Source organism: Labrys sp. ALF-8 (assembly GCF_059699065.1).
Genome location: NZ_AP048537.1, coordinates 832663 through 852991, shown reverse-complemented (window position 1 = coordinate 852991; position 20329 = coordinate 832663). Strand labels below are relative to the sequence as shown.

Genomic DNA, 20329 nt, shown 5'->3' with positions numbered 1-20329 from the left:
AGCGCGACGATCCGGAACGTCCAAGGCGCTCGGTGGTTAGAAATATCTACTACCTTGAGGAGGTCACAATGGACCATGACAACCACATCAGGCTTATGAGCGACGAACTTGCGCCCGGCATCCTTGACGGGGCGACCGTCTATGGGCCCGGCGACGAGAACATCGGCACGGTATCCCATGTCCACGGGGAGGGAGCTGATTCGATGGTCATCATTGATGTCGGGGGCTTTCTCGGCCTTGGAGCAAAGCCTGTGGCGTTGAGGGCTGCCGATCTCGACTTCATGCGCGATGAAGACGGTGAGGTTCATGCCGTCACCAATTGGCGGAAGGATCAGCTGAAGGCGATGCCCGAGCACCGCGACTAGAGCAAAGCGCGTTTAGGTAGAACGTCGATTTTCTCTAACTCTTTGTTTTTAGACGCGTCTTTGCGTTCTGCCGATTCCGTCAAAACACAAGACACTCCCGGTCGCGGAAGGACTATGTGTACCAGCAGACGAGTTCCGGGCCGCCTTTCCTTGCCAGCCTGGCAGGGGTAAGCGGTCCGGTCCGATGCAGGGCGCGTCCGCGATTTTCGTCTTGTTCATCCGCGGAGCTTCAGCGCCATTCCGATCCAGCCCAATCCGGCCAGGAGGAGGTCGATCCCGAGAAACAGCCCAAGCACATACAGGCTGGAGACCGGCCACTGGCTCAGGATGATCGCACCAAGGAGTACCGTGATCGCCCCCGACAGGCATACCCAGAAGCGCGGAGCCGTGTCCGGCAGCCGAAAGGCCAGGAAAATGCGCAGGGCACCCGAAGCAATCAGGGCAATGCCGATGAGAAGGGTGAAAATGCCCGCCGCGAGGAGTGGATCGACCCACACGAACACGCCGGCTAGCGCATAGAGCGCACCCAGGACGATCCATAGGAAGAAACTGCTCCATGTCTTCATCTGGAAGGCACTGAAAATCTCGAAGATCCCCGACACGAACATCACGGCTCCGATCAGGGCCACGGAGACCACGGTGCTCAGGAGTTCATTGCCGAGAGCGATGAGGCCGGCGGCGACGTATACGATGCCGAGCGCGAGAACCCATCCCCACTTCGCCCGAAGGGAATGTAGTGCGCTGCCAAGACTATGTTTTGATCCGTCGGTGGTGCTCATTGATCTATCTCCCGGTCCGGGCTCCCATAGTATCGTCTATTGGAACCGAAACAACATGAAAGACTGATGTTGCCGGATCGGTGGTGGATACTTTGTCGTCCATCCCTGTCGGCTCCCCGCCCGATGATCGTCGACCCATCGGGGGGCGCGATCTTGCCGAGCACGTCTCAGCAGGCGCCCGGTCCGCCGGGGTTCGACAGCAATAGGAGGTCACACTCCGCACCCGCTCCACCGACCGGCTTGTTGGAAATTTGCAACCTGTAATTGTAGTCGCCCGTATTCGGATGCAGGGGCGGTGGCGCCGGTATCTGGCGAAGGTGGGGGCAGTTTCTACCTTGGAAGCCGGGGCTCCAACATCGCGTACCGCGACGCCAGCGTTCCGAATGGAGACTTCTTACAAACAACCTTTCCGTGAATAAGCGTTCCATGTGGAGAGTTGGCGTTCCTTGAACTCCCGTGGGTTCAGACGGCTTGGTGAGCGGTACGAGACGCAAGTCGACGGCTGTGACCCCGAGGCGAATGATCGCGGTCGTTACTGGCAGCACTCAACCTCCTAGGATTTCGGTTGGCTCAGGCAACGCGGTCAACACAACGAAAATTCAGGGAGCGATTGAATATGACTTCATACATTTTCGAGAACGCACGCATTCTCGACGGCACCCACGAAGACGGGGTGCAGGATCGGTTCGTCAGGGTATCCGGCACCACGATCGACGAGGTTTCGGACAAACCGATCAAGGATACGAATGCCAGGGTCATCGATCTGCGGGGCAGGACGCTGATGCCGGGCCTGATCGACTGTCATGTTCATATCAATGCTGCCGCTCATCACGAGCCCTCGGACAACGCCGCGCTGCCCAACGAGACCATCCTCTATCATTCCGTCCGCGTCATGAAGGAGATGCTCAATCGGGGTTTCACGACCGTGCGCGACCTCGGAGGAGCGACCTTCGCCCAGGTCCAGGCCGTCGAGCAGGGGCTCGTCCAAGGACCGCGCCTCGTCATCTGCGGCAAGGCGATGGTCCAGAACGGCGGACATTCAGACTATCGCTCCCGTCACGATCTCGGCGGCGGAGAGCATCAACTCTATCAGTTGGGCTCCGTCGCCCGCGTCGTGGACGGTGTCGACGATTGCCGTAAGGCCGCGCGGGACGAAGTGCGCAAGGGAGCCCGGTTCATCAAGGTCATGGCGAATGGCGGCGCCGCGTCGAACCATTTTCCGCGTCCTTATCTGGGCTATTCCACGGAGGAACTGCGCGTCTTCCAGGATGAGGCCGAGAAGGCGAAGATGTATGTCTCGGTGCATACCCATACCGACGAGGCCGTCGCCCGGGCGCTCGAACTCGGCATCTTTTCCATCGAGCATGCGACGCTGATCACGTCCGGCACGGCCGAGATGGCAGCGCGGCAGGGTGCGATCGTCACGCCGACGATTTCCGCCTACGAGGCGCAGATCCGCGAGGCAGATCGGCTCAATCTCGATCCGGCTTTCGTGGAGCGCCTGAAATGGGTGCGTGCCCGGGGGCCCGAGTCCCTGGAGATCATGCACGCCGCGGGCGTCAAGCTCGCCTATGGCACGGACGTACTGGGTTCCATGTTCAGCTACCAGTCGCAGGAGTTCATGATCCGCAACGAGGTGCTTCCGGCGATCGAGGTGATCCGCTCCGCCACGCTCAATGCGGCCGAACTCTGCCGCATGCCGGGCAAGATCGGCACCGTTGCGCCGGGTGCCTATGCCGATCTGCTCGTCATCGAGAAGGATCCGCTTCGCGACATCTCGGTGCTCGCCGGCCAAGGCCGGTACATGTCGATGGTCATGAAGAACGGTGAACTTATCAAGGACGAGCTGGCTGCCGCGGCCTGAACGAGGGCGCGAACGCGGTCCGGCATGGACCGTCGCGATGAGTGGGAATGGCGGGGAAGCCGCCAATGGAAATCGGTCGGACTTTGCTCTGACCGACAACGGTCGCGCACGTCCAGGAAGAAGGGTCGAACAGGCCCGGTGCGTGAGGAGAAATGGTTGCGGCGTCGATCGGACGCTCGCCGTCCGTGCAATAGGGAGGATTGCAATGCTGAGGAAACAACTGGCTACCGTCTGTCTGACGGCGGCGTTCGCCCTGACCGGCGCCGCGTCTGCAGATGCCCAGATGAAGAAGGACAAGTTCAATATTCTGATGTTGACCGATCTCTCGTCGGTCTATTCGGAAACTTCGGGGCCGGGCGACGTCGAATTCGCGAAGATGGCGGTGGCCGATTTCGGCGGCAAGGTCAACGGGGTGCCGATCAACGTCATCGTCGTCGACAACAAGCTGGATCCGGCCCTATCCGTCAACAAGGCACGGGAAATCATCGACTCGCAGGGGGTGAGCCTCATCACCGACGTTTCCAGCTCGGCAGCAGCTATCGCGATCGCCAAGCTTGCGAATGAACGCCATATCCTGACCACCTTCGTCAGCCCGGGCACGATGGCGCTCACCAACGAGGCCTGCGGCAAATACACTTGGCATTATGGCTACGACACTTCGGCCATGTCCGTCCCCGTCAAGCAGCTCACGCAGAGCGGGACGAAGAAGTGGTACTTCATCGCCGCCGACTTCGCCTTCGGAAAATCGCTGCTCGATTCATTCTCCAAGGCGGTCAAGGCCTCTGGCGGCGAAGTGGTCGGCATCGACATGGTGCCGTTTCCGAACGACGATTTTTCAAGCTATCTCCTGAAGGCGCAGGCAGCCGGTGCGCAGGCCGTCGGCATATTGGAATCCGGCCAGGACCTGCGCAACGCGGTGAAGCAGGCCCGCGAATTCGGCCTGATGGATGCGGGCATCAAGATCGTTCCCGGACAGCTCAACCTTTCGGACGTCAAGGCACTGGGGCCGGATACCTGGGCAGGCGTCAACGCGGCGCTGATCTGGTACTGGAACATGGACGACGACACGCGGAAATTCGCGGAGCGCTTCCACAAGGACCTCAACTTCTACCCGGGCGACATCCACGCCGGCAATTATTCTGCCGTCTACCAGGTGCTGAAGACAGTCCAGGAACTCGGGACGGACGATCCCGACAAGGTGACCCAGGCCCTCGAGGGCCGGCGGTTCAGCGACATGTTCGCCAAGGATGCCCTCATGCGCAAGAGCGACCACCTCGTCGTCAAGCGCACCTTCGTCGGTGAGGTCAAGCCGGCATCCGACGTCAAGCAGGAAGGCGACTACTTCAACATCATCGGTTCCGTGCCGGGCGAAGAGGCCTACTACCCGGAGACCGAGAGCACCTGCAAGCACGACTGGTAGTTCCGAAGCGCCTGACGTTTTGGCACCGGGTTGTCTGGAGATCCGCCTTAATGACCTTCTACGCGACTCTACTCTTCAACGGGCTCGTGACCGGCGGCATCCTGGCGTTGATGAGCCTCGGGATGAGCATCATCTTCGGCATGATGCGCGTGGTCAATTTCATGCACGGCTCCATGTTCATGCTCGGCGCCGTCATTGCATTGATCCTGGGATCCCATCTCGGCCTCTCGCTGTGGCTGGGATTCCTCGTCGCCGCCATTCTGGTCGGCCTGCTGGGCGTCGTGCTGGAGCGATTGCTGATCAGGCGCCTCTATGGTCTCGACCTCGCCTATATCCTCATCCTGACCTTTGGTCTTTCACTGATCATCGAGGACATCGTGCGGATGTTCTACGGCGTGACGTCCGCACCCTATCTGGTGCCGGATGCGCTGAAGGGGGCGGTGAATCTCGGCTTCGCCTTCTATCCGAAATACCGCCTCTTCGTCGTCGTCGTCTCGGTCGCGGCGTGCCTTGCGATCTGGTTCGCGCTCGAGCGGACGCGGCTCGGCGCCTTGATCCGGGCAGCATCCGAGCGGCCCAATCTTCTCAAGTGCTTCGGCGGCAACGTCCCCCTCCTGGTCTCCGGCACGTTCTTCTTCGCCTCCGCCCTGGCGGGACTGGCCGGCGCCCTCTCCGCGCCGCTCCGCAACGTGTCGCCTTACATGGGCGAGGAAATGATCAACTTCGTCTTTGCCGTGGTGGTCGCGGGGGGCATGGGATCGATCGCCGGGTCCGTGGTCATGGGTTTCGCCTCCGGCCTCGCATCGGCCATCGTCGCCGTCTTCTACGCCCCGGCGGCGAGCGCGGTCATCTATGTCCTCATGCTCGTGGTGCTTATCGCAAGGCCCGGCGGCATCTTCCGCGGCATCGACATCTCGCATTTCTCGCTGCACTACACGCCGATGACCGACCGGGCGCGACGGCTCTTCATGAGCCGCCCGACGGCGCTGATCGCGCTTTCGGCCGGTCTGGTGCTGCCGTGGCTGGTCTATCCGGTCCTGGCCACCGATATCATTCTGTGGGGGCTGTTCGCGGTCGGTTTCGACCTGCTGTTCGCATTCGGAGGCCTCCTGTCGTTCGGCCAGGCCGCCTATTGGGGAGCCTCGGCCTATGTGACCGGCATTCTCATGGTGAAGTTTGGCGTGCCGATGCCGCTGGCCGTGCTTGTGGGCATCGGCGCCAGCACGGCAATCGGCCTGCTTTTCGGCCTGATCGTCGCCCGGAAGAAGGGGATCTATTTTTCGATGATCACCTTTGCCTTCGCCTCGATCGTCTACTTCATCGTCAATCAGTTTGCCGACTACACGGGGGGCGAGGACGGGCTGCACGGCCTGGTCCGAACGTCTCTCTTCGGCCTCGACCTGCACGACGATCGCGTCTTCTACTATGTGTGCCTCGCCGTGGCGGCGCTGTCGATCGCCGGTGTGCTGCGGCTTCTGAAGTCACCCTATGGTCTTGCGCTTCTTGGCGCGCGGGAGAACGAACGGCGCATGACGAGCATCGGCTACAACGTCTACGGGCTTCGCGTAAAAGCCTATGCCCTGTCCGCCCTGATCTGCTCGACCGCCGGGGCCTTCTATGCGCTCAATCATCAGTTCGTGACGCTGGAGATGGTCGCTTGGCGAGCGTCCGGGGAGCCCATCATGATGACGCTCCTGGGCGGCGCCGGCACCATATTCGGGCCGTTCCTCGGCAGCGGCATCGTGCTCCTGATGCGCAATACGCTGTCGTCCGTCACCGACAACAGCAATCTCTTCCTTGGTCTTCTGTTCGTCGCCGTCGTCCTGATGTTCCGGAAGGGCATTCTCGGGGAGACGGTGCAGATGTTCCTGGATCGCACGCCGCGTGTCGATCCGGCAAATGACAAAGCCCCCCTGGGGGAGGTGAAAGATGCCTGAGCCTCTTCGCGATATCGGCGGGTCGCAGACAGCGCCGCTGCTGGAACTGCGGTCGGTGACGATGAGCTTCGGCGGCTTCGTCGCCATCAACGACGTCACCCTGGCCCTGGAGAAGAAGCCCGTCTATGGCATCATCGGTCCGAACGGTGCCGGCAAGACGACCCTGTTCAACATCCTGAGCGGCTTCTATCGCCCCAAGCGCGGCCAACTGCTGTTCAAGGGCGAGAACATGACGCATATGCGCGCCGAGCAATTTGCGCGCCGGGGCATCGTGCGCAGCTTCCAGATCACGAGCATCTTCCCGAACCTCTCGGTCATGGACAACGTCGTCCTCTCCGTTCAGTGCCGCAAGGACGGGGGTACGAATGCCCTTGCCAGGTCGGATTGGTACGGGGATCACCGGCAGGAGGCGGACGCGCTCCTCGACCAGGTCGGAATTCCGCCATCCTCGCGCGAGCAGCCAGCGAGCGACCTGTCATACGGGCGCAAGCGTGCGCTGGAACTCGCGATCTCGCTGGCGGCAGGTCCCGAAATTCTTCTTCTCGACGAGCCTACCGCCGGAATGACCGCGGCTGACGTGTCGCGCATAACGGACCTCGTCGCCCGGCTGTCGGCGGAGAGGACGATCATAATCGTCGAGCACAATCTCGGCGTCATCGCCGACGTCGCCGACGAGATCATCGTCCTGCAACAGGGTGCCCTCCTGACCAGGGGGCGCTACGAGGAGGTTCGAAAAGACCCGCGCGTCATCGAGGCTTATCTGGGGAAGCGCCAATGAGCATGCTGGAGATCAGGAACCTCGACGCCTACTACGGCGAAAGCCATATCCTGCAGGGCGTCAACCTGATGGTCGAGCCGGGCGAAGTGGTGACGCTCATAGGGCGCAACGGCGCCGGGAAGAGCACCCTGCTGAAATCGATCATGGGCGACATTCCGCGCCGGACGGGCAGCATCGCCTTCAACGGCACCGAGATCATCTCCCTGCCGCCGGAGCGGATCTGCAAGATGCGCATCGGGTTCGTGCCGGAGGATCGCGGCATATTCTCCACGCTGAGCGTGCACGAGAACCTGACGATCGGCCGCCCGAATGGCGGCACGGCATGGCCGCTCGAGCGGATCTACGAGCATTTTCCGGTCCTGCGGAACCGCCGGACGCAGAAGGCCTCGTCCCTGTCCGGCGGCGAGCAGCAGATGCTGGCGATCGCCCGACCACTCTACATGGGAGCCTCATTCCTGCTGCTCGACGAGCCGACGGAGGGGCTGGCTCCGGTGATCGTCGAGGCGATCGGAGCGATCATAAAGGATATCAAGGCGGAAGGACTGACCATTCTCCTCGTCGAGCAGAACCTCCAGTTCGCGATGGATCTCGCCGATCGGTACTACATGATCGAGAACGGCAAGGTCATTCGCGAGATGAGCAACAGGCAGGTGTCGGAAGATGAGCAAACACTTCTCGAGCATCTCGGAGCCTAGCCATCTTCCTTCCAGGCCGGCCGCTCCCGCTTCCGGAAGCGGCTCGTCCCGCCGGTTTCCGAAGGCGAGCTTCGGGGGAAACGCCCGGAGGTAGGCGCCGGGTCAAACCTGGCCTTCTTCCGGCATGCCGGCTTCTACCCAGGCGGTGACGTCTTCGAGAGTGCGCGCGAACCGAGCCACGACTTCGTCGATCTGGGCTTCGGTGATGATCAGCGGCGGGCAGAACGCGATGGAATCCTGGATCGCCCGGATGATCAGCCCGTGCTCATGGGCCTTCGCGAAGAAATACTGGCCGACCTTTCCTACCGGGTCGAACCTGGCCTTGCTGGCCTTGTCCGCGACGAGTTCGATGGCGGCGATGAGGCCCACGCCACGCACCTCGCCCACCAGCGGATGGTCGACGAACTCCCGTAGCCTGGCCTGAAGATGTTCGCCGACCTTGGCCGCGTTCTCGACGAGATTGCGTTCCTCGATGATCGCCAGGTTCTCGAGCCCCACCGCCGTCGCGACGGGATGGCCGCTGCCCGTGAAGCCGTGGCCGAAGGTGCCAAGTCGCTCACTCTGGTCGGCCACCCCCTGGTAGATGGCGTCGCTGACGAGAACGGCCGCGAGCGGCTGATAGGAGGAGGTGATCTGTTTGGAGACCACCAGGATATCCGGGCTGATGCCGAAATAGTCGCTGGCAAACAATGTGCCGACGCGGCCGAAGCCATTGATCACCTCGTCGGCCACCACCAGCACGTCGTAGCGGCGGCAGACGGCCTGCATCTTCTCCCAATAGGTGCGAGGCGGCACGAGCACGCCGCCGGCACCGATGACGGGTTCGCCGATGAACGCGGCGACCGTATCCGGTCCCTCGGCGAGAATGGTGGTTTCCAGTTCCGCGGCGAGGCGGTCCGCGAAGGCCTCTTCGCTCTCTCCGGCCTCTGCGAAGCGATAGTGATGCGGGCAGGTGACATGCCTGACGAAGGGCAGCGGCAGGTCGAAGCCGCGCTGGTTGACCTGCAGGCCGGTAAGACTGCCGGAAGCGACGGTGATGCCGTGGTAGCCGCCGTTGCGCGCAATGAACTTCTTCTTCCGCTCCCGCCCGAGGGCATTGTTGTAATACCACACGAACTTGACGACGGTGTCGTTGGCCTCCGAGCCTGAATTGGTGAAGAAGACGTGGTCCAGACCCGCGGGTGACAAGTTCACGAGCTTTTCGGCGAGTTCGATCGAGGGTTCATGCGACTTGTGGGAAAAGGTATGATAGTAAGGTAACTTGGCCATCTGCCTTGCAGCGGCCTCGACGAGCCTGCTTTCGCCAAAGCCCACGGCCACGCTCCACAGGCCGGCCAATGCCTCGATATATTCGTGTCCCTGATCGTCATAGACATGGATGCCGGAACCGCGCTCGATCACGATCGGCCCGATTCGCTCATGCCTGCGGGCGTTGGTGTAGGGATGGATCTGATAGGCGATGTCGCGCGCGTGCAGGGAATTGGGCAGGATGTTCATCGTGCTGCTTTCTGAGCAGGAAGCCTTGCTTCCGGAAAAAAGGGGAGGGGCCGCCGCCGTATCGTGACCGCGGCCTCCATTCGGAAGAAACTGGTTATCGGAGGCCGTAAACGGTTTGAGCCTGCTCCGGCGTTATGAAGCCGTCGAGCAGATCCTCCTTCACCAGGACGGGGTCGCGCTGCTCCGGTGGTCCCCAGCCGCCGCCGGCGGGCGATGAAATCTTGATCCGGTCGCCTGGCTTGATCGGCACGTTGGCGAACTTGCTGGGCGAGACCTTGTTGAAGGCCTGGGTGATCGTCAGCCATTCGCCGCTGCCGTCACGCTTGATGAAGAGTTCGGCGCGGCCGCCCTCATGGCCGCCATGGATGCCCCAGGGGCTGACTTTCTGGCGGTCGCTCATATAGCTGAATGTCATTTCGGTGTCGGTGCAGCGCACGGTCTTGGAGAGCGACAAGCCGCCCCGATAGGTGCCGGGACCGCCGGAACCGTCGACCAGCTTGAATTCCTCGACATGCCAGGGGAAGCGATATTCGAAGACCTCGACCGGAATGTGCGGGCAGTTGCCGTTGATGCCGCCGACCGCATCATTGCCGTCGGCGAAGCTCCTGCCGCCCCAGCCCACGGGCGTGAGATCGTAGCAGCAGAAGAACTCGCCTGTCCGGTTGTCGGTGCCGCCGAAAAGGAAATTGCTGTGGCTGGCGCCGTCCGTGGCGGCCGAGCGTTCCTTCAAGCCTGGTGCCAGCGCTCCCATCACGACATTGGCGATGCGGCAGTGCGTTTCCGTGTTGCCGCCGACGGATGGCCCGGGGAAGTTGACGTTCACCACCGTGCCCGGTTCGGCCAGAACGCGGATCGGACGGAAGCAGCCCGAATTCTTTGGAATGGTGGAATCCGTGAGCTGCAGGACGGCGTTGTAGGCAGCGCCGTGCGCCACGCCGAGCGTGCCGTTGATCGGCCCCTTGGCCTGTGGAGAAGAGCCGTGGTAGTCGACGATGAGGTCGCTGCCATTGACGGTCACTTCGGCGCGGATTGTGTAGACCTTGTCCTCGATGCCGTCATCCTCCATGCAGTCCTCGAAGAGGTAGCGGCCATCCGGAATCTTCTCGATCTCCGCCCGCATGCGGCGTTCGGAGTAATCCATCAGGGCCGTCACATTCTCGCGGAACGCATCGACCCCATGTTTGCGGGCCAGTTCGGCCATGCGCCGCTCGCCCAGGTCGATCGCGGCTATGAGGGCGCGGAAGTCTCCATAGTTGTAGCGGGGCGTGCGAACATTCGCGAGCAGCAGCCGCCAGATGTCGTCGACGTCCTTGCCGGCGCGCTTGATCTTCACCGGCGGCACGCGCAGCCCTTCGTGGAAGACCTCCGTGGCCTCGCCCGCAAAACCAGCGGGCGCCATGCCGCCGACTTCGCAGACATGGCCGATGGCGACCGCGAAGCCGATCAGGGTGCCGTCGACGAAGACCGGCTTGAAGAAGGTGTGTTCCGGCGTGTGAAGGCCGCCACGATAGGGATCGTTGTGAAGGATGACGTCGCCCTCCTCCAGATCCTCCAGGGCAATTTCCTGCACGCAGGAACGCAGCAGCAGCGGCATGCCTCCGATCATAGACGGGCAGAAGTCGCCCGTCGCCACGAGCTCGCCGGTCGGCAGGGCGAGGCCGCAGGTGAAATCGAGCGATTCCGAAAAGATGGTCGAATAGGAGGTACGCATCAGCGTGACGCCCATGTCCCGGCAGATCGAGACCAGGATGCCGCCGACGATATTGAGGGAAACCATATCCATCTTGAGACTCCTTGCGGCTTTGTCAGGCCGAGATCAGCAGATTGCCGTAGCGGTCCACGGTCAGCGTCTTGTCGGGGGCCAGGACCGTTACCGAGGCGTTTTCCTCGATGAGCGCCGGTCCTGAGATCGTGTGTCCGGCAAGCAACTCGTCGCGGGCATAGACAGCCGTGTCGATCCAACCCTGCTGGAACCAGACGGGACGGCGCGTGACCGGCTCGACGCGACCGGTTGCATCCGCGATGACCGGGAACTCGAGCTGGCCGGTCCGGGCGATGCCGGTGACGAGGAAGTTGACGATCTCCATGTGATCGGCGAGGCGGAAGCCAAATCGGGCCTCGTGCTGGCTATGGAAGGTCTCGATCACGGCGGCGATTTCCTCATCGGTGAAGGCATCGGCCTCGACGGGGATCTCCAGCTCGTAGTTCTGGCCGAGGTAGCGCATCTCCACGCTCCGGGAGATGATCACGTCGTGGTGCCCCTGTGCGGCAAGCTCCGCCCGGCACTCCTCGACCAGCGCGCGCATGGCCGAAGCGGCCCTGTCGCGATCGAAGAAGCGTGAATTGAGCTGGACCGTGCGATAACGGTCGACACGGGCATCGGCCATGGTGAAGCCGAAGGCGGAGAACTGGCCCGGGAAGTTGGGCACAAGTCCCCGCGGTATCGAGGCTTCGGTCATTAGGTCGCTGATGTGGGGCGGGCCGGCGCCCCCGAATGCCACGAGCACGAAATCGCGCGGGTCCAGGCCCTGCTCGGTCAGGACGGTGTGCAGGGCACCCACCATGTTGTTGTTGGCGATGCGCACGATGGCGAGCGCCGCCTGCTCCGTGCTGTATCCCAGCGCCTCGGCCAGCGGCTCGATCGCCTTGCGGGCTGCGGCCGCATCGAGCCCCATCGAGCCCCCGAGGAAGTTCTCCGCGCTGATCCGGCCTAGCACGACGTTGGCGTCGGTGACGGTGGGCAGCGTCCCGCCGCGCCCATAGCAGGCCGGCCCCGGATTGGCGCCCGCGCTTTCCGGGCCGACGACGAGCATCCCCCCGGCGTCAATCCGCGCGATCGAGCCGCCGCCCGCCCCGATGGTGCGAATGTCGATCATCGGTATCTGGATCGGACGCCCCCACTCGATCTCGAAGTCGGTGGTGAACTTTTCCTTCCCATCGACGACCGTGGACACGTCCGTCGATGTTCCGCCCATGTCGAGCGTGACGAGATTGGGCAGGCCGAGCAGTTCGGCCGTGCGCTTGGCGGCTATAACACCACCCGTCGGGCCGGAGACCGCGATCTGGATCGGCGACTCCACGGCCGCGTCGAGGCTCATTTCGCCCCCGTTGGAGCGCATGACCACCACCTGTGCCTTGACGCCCTGTTCATCGAGTTCCCGTCGCATCGAGCCAAGCTGACTCGTCACCACCGGCTTGATGAAGGCATCGCAGATGGTGGTGGAGGAGCGGAAGTGCTCCTTCCACTTCGGCAGCACCTCGTAGGAGATCGAAACCGGCACGCCCGGGAGCTTCTCCTTGAAGATTTCCTTGATCCTCTGCTCGTGCGCCGGAGTGAGGTAGGAGTGCAGCAGCACGACCGCGATCGCCTCGATCTCTCCCTCGGTGGCGAACTTTTCGGCAAGGGCCTCGACCTCGCCTTCGTTCAGCGCCTTGATGACGCTGCCCGACGGGCCGATCCTCTCGTCGATCTCGAAGGCATCGCGGCGTTTCACGAATGGCTTGGGCTTGACCCAGGCCAGATCGTAGTGATGCCTGCGATTGCCGCGGCCGATGAAGGGCACGTCGCGAAATCCTTGCGTGGTGACATAGGCGATACGGGCACCCTTGCCCTCGAGAAGGCTGTTGGTGGCCACCGTCGTGCCAAGCCGGATGCCGCCGATGGCGTCGATCTCGCCGAAGGATCGCAGGCCCGTCATGATGCCCTGGATCGGATCATGCGGTGTCGAGAGATTCTTCCAAGCCTTCAGAGCCCGATTGGATTCGTCATAGGCGACGAAGTCCGTGAACGTCCCTCCAATGTCGATGCCCAGCCTGTAGCCCATGACCGGCTTCCTTCCTTGTGCGTGGTTTTGGGGGCTCTCCCCGGATTCAGGATGCCGCCGGCAAGTCGGCGGCGGCGTAATTGACCGGCGTGGCGTGCCAACCTTCGGCGCGGCGCACCCAAAAGGCGTCCTGCACCTGTCGCGAAATCGGGCCGGGCCGGTCGTTGCTCATGATGCGTCCGTCTATCCGCGCGGCGGGCATGATGCCGCCCGCCGTGGTGGACATGAAGATCTCGTCGGCGTCGCGCAGTTCGGCTACGAGCACGGGTCGTACCTCGATCGGCAGGCCGAGCTCCCCGCACAGTTCGATGACGGAGCGGCGGGTGATGCCCTCGAGAACGCCGCTCGACGGCGTCACGATGCTGCCTTTCGAGACGACGAAGATATTGAAGCCGGGCCCCTCGGTGACGGTGCCGTCATTCGCCAGGAGCACGCAGAAGTCCGCGCCGCGATCGTGCGCCTCGAACTGTCCGCGGGTCAGGTCCGCCCAGTGGAAGTTCTTGGCCGTCGGATCGACCGATGTGGCGGCAATGCGCACGGTTTCGGCGACCACGAGATGGGCGCCGCGCGCCATCACCTCCTGGTTCAGCAACGAGACCCAGGGAACGGCGAAGGCCGTGACGTAGTTGCGCGCATAGGCGGGATGGTAGGGAACGCCGGCCGGCGGCCGCCCGCGGAGGCAATCCATTGCCACATAGGCATCCCGCAGGCCGCTGAGGGCCACGCAGCGATGCAGGATCGCCTTGATGTCCTCATCGGTTTCCCGCGGCCGGAAGCGGAAGGCGTTCATCGAAGCGCGAAAGCGGGCGATGTGATCGTCGAGGCGGAAGAAGTTGCCCTGCCAGACGCCGACGACGTCATAGGTGACGTCGGAACGGCGATATCCCCAGTCCGTGATCGGTATGGCGGCCTTGGAGATGGGCATGTAGCGCCCGTCCATGTAGGCCGTGCCGGCGGCATAGGGGGAGAGATCCTCAGTCATGGCCGTCACCTCGTCGCGTTTCCGGGGGTGCCCGGCAGGGGCAGCGCGTCAGGGGAGGGTATCGCCTCGGCCTGCCTGGCCGGCACGATCGCCAGTTCGCGCCCGCGGCTCAGGCCGGTGGGGCGGAAGATCAAGATCAGGGCCATGACGAGGCCGAGGCCGATTTCCTGGCTGCCCTGCGGAAGGGCCAGCTCCGTTCCCCCGATCGTGACGCCTCGCTCGAGGAGACGCAGCAGTTCGACGACCGCCGTCACTGCAACCACTCCCGATACGGCCCCCGTGAGGCTGAACATGCCCCCGACCACCAGCATGGCGATGGTGATGAAGGAGAGATCGAGATAGAAGGGATCGACCGTCAGAATGCCGAGGAACTGGGCGTAGAGCCCGCCCCCGACGCCGACGAGGGCGGCGCTGAGCACGAAGGCCGCAAGGCGCATGCGAAGGATCTTGACAGCCGAAGCGCGCGCCGCAACCTCGTCATCCCGCGAAGCGCGCAGCATCAGCCCGAAGCGCGAAATCTGGAACAGATAGGCCACGAGGATCGCGAGAGCTGCGAAGACATAGGCTGTCCACGGCCCGACCACCGTCGGGATGCCGATGATCGAGCTGACGCCCGCCGTCACGGAATCCCAGTTCGAGTAGACGCTGTTCACGATGATGAGGAATGCGAAAGTCGCGATCGACGCGGCTGTCCCGTTCAGACGCATGATGGCGATGCCCAGGCAGAGCGCGACCACGGCAGGCAGCACGAGCGCGCCGGCGGTGGCGAGCAGGAACGGGTACTGGTTGTCCTGCAGGAATGTCGGCAGGCCGGACAGCATGATCTGCTTGAAGGACGGGTCCGCCGTCGCCCACGCGGCTGCGTATGCGCCGATGCACATGAAGCCGATCTGTCCGAAGGAGATGATGCCCGAATTGCCGATGAAGACATAAAGGCCCACCACGACGATCACCCGGATGAACATCTCCGTCAACGTGACTTTGAGGCTGTCGTCCGTGGTGATGAACGTCGTCGCCGCGATCAGGCCGAGAAGCACCATCAGCAGGAACGGAGCCTGGTGCCGAACGATGAAGTTGCGCATTGTTTCCGGCTCCCTCGCTTCAGACGCGTTCGAAGGAGCTGCGTGCCGGGACGAGGCCGGCGGGTCTTATCAGCAGCACGAGGATGACGAAGGCGAAGGCGAAGGCGTCGCGGAAGGCACGCAGGTCCGGAGGCAGATAGGCCTGCAGCATCGTGACGATAAAGCCGATGGTAAATCCGCCGACGACCGCGCCAACCAGGCTCCCCATGCCGCCGACCACCACCGCGACGAAGGCGAAGAGGGCGAGTGGTACCCCCATCGTGTAGCTGAGCGAGCCCGACTGGGTAGTGTAGAGCAGCGAGACGACACCGGCGAGGATACCGCTGATCGCAAAGGCGATGCCGATCACCACATTGCCGCGAACGCCGAGATACTGGGCCATGCGGAAATCTTCCGCCGCCGCACGCATCTGAACGCCGTAGGCCGTCTTCTTCAGGAAAAGGGAGATCGCGACCATCAGCACCAGCGTGACCACAAGCGTGATGAGCTGGAGCATGGGAACGCGCAGATCGCCGATCATAACCTGCGTGTTCGCGCCGCTCCACAGGTCCACCGCCTTCGGGCGTGAGCCATAGGCCATGAGCACCCCGTTCTGGATGATGTAGCTGACCGCGAAGGATGCGATCATCAGCGTGGGAGAGGAGGTCCGCCGCAGGGGCCGGAACACGAGAACGTCGGTGAGGAGCGCCACGATCACCACGATGAGGCAGATGGTGGGGATCATGACCGGCCATGCCCATGCCCCGATCAGCAGGCGCGCTGTGACGTCGGCTGAGGGCACGATCAGGGCGTAGCAACCGATGGTGATGAAATCGCCATGCGCGAAATTGATCAGCCGCAGGATGCCGAAAAGCAGGCCGATGCCCAGCGCCACCAGCGCATAGATGCTGCCCAGGCTGACGGCGTCGATGAGGTTCTGCAGGAACTGGATCATGCCCGGACTTCCTTTCGAGCGTGGGTCTCCGTGTCGGCCGCATGGCCCTCGCCGAAGCCGAAATAGGCGTGCCGGATGGCCTCGCCGTCCTGCAGGTCCGCGGTGCGCCCTTCGAGCTGGATGCGGCCGCCGCGCAGCACGTAGATGCGGTCGGCGTGCTTGAGGATACGGTTGGAGCTCTGTTCGTTGATCAGCAGCGTGAGCTTCACACGTTGGCGCAGTTCCAGAAGGATCTCGTAGATCTGGTCGATGATCTTCGGAGCCAGTCCCAGCGACGGCTCGTCGACCAGCAGGAGACGCGGGCGGGTCATCACCGCCCGGGCCACCGCCAGCATCTGCTGTTCTCCGCCGGAAAGGCGTCCAGCCGGGTAGTTGAGCCTCTCCGCGAGGCGGGGGAATATCTCCAGCAGGCGCTCGAGGTCGGCCTTGGCGGCGGCACGGTCGCGCTGGATATATCCGCCTAAGCGCAGGTTTTCGTCGACCGTCAGGGTGCCGAAGATGTGGCGGCCCTCGGGAACGAGCGACAGCCCGAGCCGCGCGATCTGCTCCGGCCGTTGTCCCACGATGTTCTGGCCGCCGATGCGGATCGCCCCGGCATTGGGCGCCACGCCGCCCGCAATGGCCGCGAGCGTGGTCGACTTGCCGGCCCCGTTCGGGCCGATGATGCAGACCACCTCGCCTTCCCCGACATCGAGGGACACGCCACGCAGGGCGACGAGATCGCCGTAGCGGACGTGGATATCGTCGACTTCGACAAGCCTTTCCATCATGCCTCCATGCCGAGATAGGCCGCGAGCACGGCGTCATGCTTCTGGATTTCCCAGGGAGTGCCCTCGGCAATCGTGCGGCCGCCGTCGAGCACATGGATGCGCTGGCTGATACCCATGACGACGCGCATGTTGTGCTCGATCAGGAGAACCCCGCAGGTGAAGGTCTGGGGAATCGAGGCGACCAGCACCATCAGATCCTCGCATTCGGCGTCGGACATGCCGGCCGCTGGTTCGTCGAGCAGGATGAAGGCGGGCGAGAGGACCAGGGCTCGCGCGATGCCGAGCCGCCGCTGGTCCGTGTACGCGAGTGCTCCGGCATGCCAGTGCGCCTTGTCCGTGAGGCCGATCCAGGCCAGCATCGAGCGGGCATGTTCGCGGGCACGCCGCAGTCCCAGGCCCAGCCCGGTCGCTGTGACCTCCACATTCTCGGCGACCGTCATGTCCTTGAACAGCCGTCCTGCCTGGAACGTCCGCGCGACGCCGCGTTCGCGAAAGCGTGGTGCCGGCCAACCGGTGGTATCGGTATCGCCGAGCGTGATGCGGCCCTCGGTCGGCCGCTGAAAGCCGGTGAGGCAATTGACGAGCGTGGTCTTGCCTGCGCCGTTGGGCCCGATGAGCCCGAATACTTCGTGGCGTTGCACGGCGAGACTTACATCCGAGATCGCGGCGAGGCCCTGGAAGCGCACGGAAAGCCCGGATGCGGCGAGGACCGAGGCATTCGTGACGCCGCGATCGACACCCGGGGATGGCGGTTCGGCATAAGGCTGGGTCATCGCGCCGTTCCTTTGGTCGGGGAAGCTGGCCGGTTGACCGGCCAGCGACGATCTCACTTCTTGAGCCGGTAGAGCACCGCGTCCGGGATCGTGTCCTTGATGGTCCATTCCTCTACCGGCGCTTCCTTGTCGTCGGCATAGGAGACCACGATCATCGGCATGCTGGTTTGGATATGCAGCTTGGGCGTGAAGGTGCGCGGGCCGAGGATCGTGGGGACCTTGTCGCTCTGGTTGAGCAAGGCCACGACCTTCGCGGCGTCGGTGGTGCCAGCCTGCGTCACCGCCTTCGACCAGAGGTCCAGGAAGGCATAGATCGGATAGGCGTACTGGGTCGTGGGCGGCTTCCCGAATTTCTTGGCGTAGGCGGCTGTGAGTTCGTTCACGGCCGGGCGGGTGTCGTTCACCGTCAACGCCTGGACCGGCAGGTAGAAATCCTTCAATCCCGGGGTCGAATTGAGCCAGTAGGTGCCGTCCATCGCCGTGGCGCTCATGATGGGCAGCGTGATGCCTGCAGCGCGCAGCTGGCGCACGGAACTGGCCGCGCCGGGATTGGTGGAGCACAGCATGATGTTGTCCACGCCGTCGCTGCGGATCGCATCGCTCAGGCGGGTGATCTGCGAGCTGATGGTCGGATCGAGGCCCTTGAAGGTGTCCTTGCCGACGATCGTTCCGCCCTTGTTGGGAAAGGCCCACTCATAGCCCGCGCAGACCGACTTGTTGTATTCGATGGTCTCGTCGACCAGCATGTAGCCCTTGCGAAAGCCCTTCTTCTCATAGCCCCAGTCTCCCATCACCGCGCCTTCGAGCTGGCCGGCATTGTTCGCCGTGAAGGAGAAGGGCCCGACGCCGAGGACACCCGCCTTCGGATCGGAGGCACCGAGGAAGGTCGAGATCACGCCGGCCTTCTGCGCCTGCAGCGCGGCCGGAGCGCCATAGTCGTAATCCGCCGACACCAGCAGCAGGTTCGCGCCCTGGTCGATGAGAGCCTTGCCCACTTTCGCACCCTCGACGCGGTCGGTCTTGGTGTCGCCGGAGATCACCTTGATCTGCTTGCCCAGAAGCCCGCCCTTGGCGTTGGTCTGCTCCACCCAGAGCTGGGCCATCTTGGTGGCTTCTCCGTCATAGGCTTCCATCCAGCCGGAGAAGGCCACCGCCATCCCGATGGTGATGCCGTCGTCGGCTGCCGATGCACGGTGAGCCGCCCCCAGGGCTATGGCTCCGCTCAGCAGCGCCCCAATTAGAAGTCTCGCTTTCAAGGTACCCTCCTGCCGAAAGCTGCAGGTGCATGATTGCAGCCTGCGAGATGGACAAGTTCCAAGCCCCGGTCTCAAAGACCGGGCACGACTTCAGCGTTCGCGGACATGCTGGTGCACGCCGCGTCATTGTCGGTTCGCAGTTCGTCAAACGGAGCCAATCAGACCTGCTGGACCCGCATCAGGCGGAGGAAGGAGCCTGCCGTCTCCTGGTACGTTCTTCTTCCCATTCCACACACCAGGCGGAGCAATAGATTCGCCCTGCCGCTGTTACGGTACCGGCGTCGGAATTGGCTGGCTTCTCGTAGATGAGGATGCCGCAGTTCGGACACTTGTTATAGCTTTCGATATACATTCTGTTCTTCGCGAACTTCATATGCATATTCCCGGCGATGGCGTTGAAGCTTCAAGGTGTCGGCACGAATGACAAGGTATACGGGCTAGGTGGACGGGGCTCTGAGATTTCCGGTTTTCCGGAGACCAGCCTGCTCATAGACTTCGAGGACGTGTTTCCATGTCGCCCTCAGATGATTTTCCATGGCCTCGACGGAGCGGCCGATGTCGCCCGTCGCCATGGCTTCCACGATGGGTAGATGGGCCAACGCCGTTTCCATCGGCGTCTCATGGTCCAGGTCGACAAAGGCGATCAGCATCTGCACCTCGGTGTCGATGCCTTCGTGGGCACGCAACGTTTGACGGTTGCGCGAGAGCTGGCAGATGCGCCGGTGGAGGGAGATATCCTCCTGGCGCAGGTCGGAAAGCCGCCGGGCCTGAGCCGCCACGATCATCCGGTCCACAATGCCCCGCAGGTCCTTGTGGTCGTTCTGCGTCATCAGCGGCACTCCCTGCCTGATGGCGAAGGATTCCACGCAGATGCGGAACGAGAACACGTCGTCCACATCCTGCTGCGTGAAATGCCGCAGGAAATGGCCTCGGCGTGGAGCCGAGACGAGGAACCCTCTCTGCGCCAGGCCGGAGACCGCCTCCCGGATGGGGTTGCGGCTGATGCCGAGCACACGAGCCAGTTCGGCCTCGTTTATGCGGTCGCCCGGCCGCAGCAGGCCTGAGGTCAAAGCCTCGAGAAGAATGTTGCGCACCTGATCCGAGAGGCTGGGCGTTTCGATCAGGCGCGGTGCGGCAGGTCTGCCTGTCGACAAGGCCATGGACCATACCTTTCTGGCAGCTTCCGATATGACGTGGAAGCTTGGCCAGCCAGGCGTCCCCGTCGAGAAAATTCATTCTGCAGACTGTGGACAGATTAGAAAAAGAGCATAATAAGTCAATCGGTTGGCTGCAGAAAGTTTGTGCATTCCGCTGCTCAAGTGCAGGGCATGGAGGATAAAATGTAGCAGCAGCCCAAAGAGACGGCGGGACTC

General features: G+C 63.0%; 17 protein-coding genes. 6 read left to right on the top strand and 11 right to left on the bottom strand.

Features of this window, described 5'->3' with window-relative positions:
• Positions 1-68: 68 nt before the first annotated feature.
• Complete coding sequence (locus AC6H34_RS03915) at positions 69-365, top strand: PRC-barrel domain containing protein (RefSeq protein WP_497537959.1); 297 nt, start codon at positions 69-71, stop codon at positions 363-365.
• Between the two features lie 215 nt (positions 366-580).
• Here the strand turns inward: AC6H34_RS03915 and AC6H34_RS03910 are convergent, their stop codons facing one another.
• Positions 581-1144 carry an HdeD family acid-resistance protein gene (locus AC6H34_RS03910; protein WP_448146046.1) on the bottom strand — a complete coding sequence of 188 codons (564 nt, stop codon included), beginning with the start codon at positions 1142-1144 and terminating at the stop codon, positions 581-583.
• A gap of 616 nt (positions 1145-1760) precedes the next feature.
• Between AC6H34_RS03910 and AC6H34_RS03905 the strand changes: the two genes are divergently transcribed.
• The 5 genes from AC6H34_RS03905 to AC6H34_RS03885 all read left to right on the top strand — a co-directional run bounded on the left by AC6H34_RS03905 (position 1761) and on the right by AC6H34_RS03885 (position 7838).
• Positions 1761-3008, top strand: a complete 1248-nt coding sequence (locus tag AC6H34_RS03905; protein ID WP_497537958.1) for a metal-dependent hydrolase family protein — start codon at positions 1761-1763, stop codon at positions 3006-3008.
• A 205-nt stretch (positions 3009-3213) separates the two neighbouring features.
• Positions 3214-4428 (top strand): ABC transporter substrate-binding protein, encoded by a 1215-nt coding sequence (locus AC6H34_RS03900; protein WP_497537957.1) that lies wholly within the window; start codon positions 3214-3216, stop codon positions 4426-4428.
• 50 nt (positions 4429-4478) lie between these two features.
• The gene (locus AC6H34_RS03895; RefSeq protein WP_497537956.1) at positions 4479-6365 is read left to right on the top strand and encodes an ABC transporter permease; all 1887 of its coding nucleotides are present in this window, start codon (positions 4479-4481) and stop codon (positions 6363-6365) included.
• Positions 6358-7143, top strand: coding sequence for an ABC transporter ATP-binding protein (locus tag AC6H34_RS03890; protein WP_448146050.1), 786 nt, complete (start codon positions 6358-6360; stop codon positions 7141-7143). Before AC6H34_RS03895 ends, AC6H34_RS03890 begins: the two co-directional genes overlap by 8 nt.
• Complete coding sequence (locus tag AC6H34_RS03885; RefSeq protein ID WP_448146051.1) at positions 7140-7838, top strand: ABC transporter ATP-binding protein; 699 nt, start codon at positions 7140-7142, stop codon at positions 7836-7838. Before AC6H34_RS03890 ends, AC6H34_RS03885 begins: the two co-directional genes overlap by 4 nt.
• 102 nt (positions 7839-7940) lie before the next feature.
• Here AC6H34_RS03885 and AC6H34_RS03880 read toward each other — a convergent pair whose 3' ends face one another.
• The 10 genes from AC6H34_RS03880 to AC6H34_RS03835 all read right to left on the bottom strand — a co-directional run bounded on the left by AC6H34_RS03880 (position 7941) and on the right by AC6H34_RS03835 (position 20116).
• Complete coding sequence (locus AC6H34_RS03880; protein WP_448146052.1) at positions 7941-9335, bottom strand: aspartate aminotransferase family protein; 1395 nt, start codon at positions 9333-9335, stop codon at positions 7941-7943.
• Between the two features lie 94 nt (positions 9336-9429).
• Entirely contained in the window at positions 9430-11118 is a 1689-nt protein-coding gene (locus AC6H34_RS03875; protein WP_448146053.1) for a hydantoinase B/oxoprolinase family protein, read from the bottom strand.
• Positions 11119-11140: 22 nt separating this feature from the next.
• Positions 11141-13159 carry a hydantoinase/oxoprolinase family protein gene (locus AC6H34_RS03870; RefSeq protein ID WP_497537955.1) on the bottom strand — a complete coding sequence of 673 codons (2019 nt, stop codon included), beginning with the start codon at positions 13157-13159 and terminating at the stop codon, positions 11141-11143.
• Positions 13160-13205: 46 nt separating this feature from the next.
• On the bottom strand, positions 13206-14141 hold the full coding sequence (locus tag AC6H34_RS03865) for an aminotransferase class IV (RefSeq protein ID WP_497537954.1): 936 nt from the start codon (positions 14139-14141) through the stop codon (positions 13206-13208).
• Between the two features lie 5 nt (positions 14142-14146).
• Complete coding sequence (locus AC6H34_RS03860; RefSeq protein WP_497537953.1) at positions 14147-15223, bottom strand: branched-chain amino acid ABC transporter permease; 1077 nt, start codon at positions 15221-15223, stop codon at positions 14147-14149.
• A gap of 19 nt (positions 15224-15242) precedes the next feature.
• Positions 15243-16157: a branched-chain amino acid ABC transporter permease gene (locus AC6H34_RS03855; protein WP_448146057.1), complete on the bottom strand. Its 915-nt coding sequence runs from the start codon at positions 16155-16157 to the stop codon at positions 15243-15245.
• Positions 16154-16927: an ABC transporter ATP-binding protein gene (locus tag AC6H34_RS03850; protein WP_497537952.1), complete on the bottom strand. Its 774-nt coding sequence runs from the start codon at positions 16925-16927 to the stop codon at positions 16154-16156. The genes AC6H34_RS03855 and AC6H34_RS03850 overlap by 4 nt, the downstream gene beginning before the upstream one ends.
• Positions 16924-17700: an ABC transporter ATP-binding protein gene (locus AC6H34_RS03845; RefSeq protein ID WP_497537951.1), complete on the bottom strand. Its 777-nt coding sequence runs from the start codon at positions 17698-17700 to the stop codon at positions 16924-16926. The genes AC6H34_RS03850 and AC6H34_RS03845 overlap by 4 nt, the downstream gene beginning before the upstream one ends.
• A gap of 53 nt (positions 17701-17753) precedes the next feature.
• A complete protein-coding gene (locus AC6H34_RS03840; protein WP_448146060.1) occupies positions 17754-18956 on the bottom strand; it encodes an ABC transporter substrate-binding protein in 1203 nt (400 codons plus the stop codon).
• Between the two features lie 437 nt (positions 18957-19393).
• Positions 19394-20116: a GntR family transcriptional regulator gene (locus AC6H34_RS03835; RefSeq protein WP_448146061.1), complete on the bottom strand. Its 723-nt coding sequence runs from the start codon at positions 20114-20116 to the stop codon at positions 19394-19396.
• Positions 20117-20329: the final 213 nt, after the last annotated feature.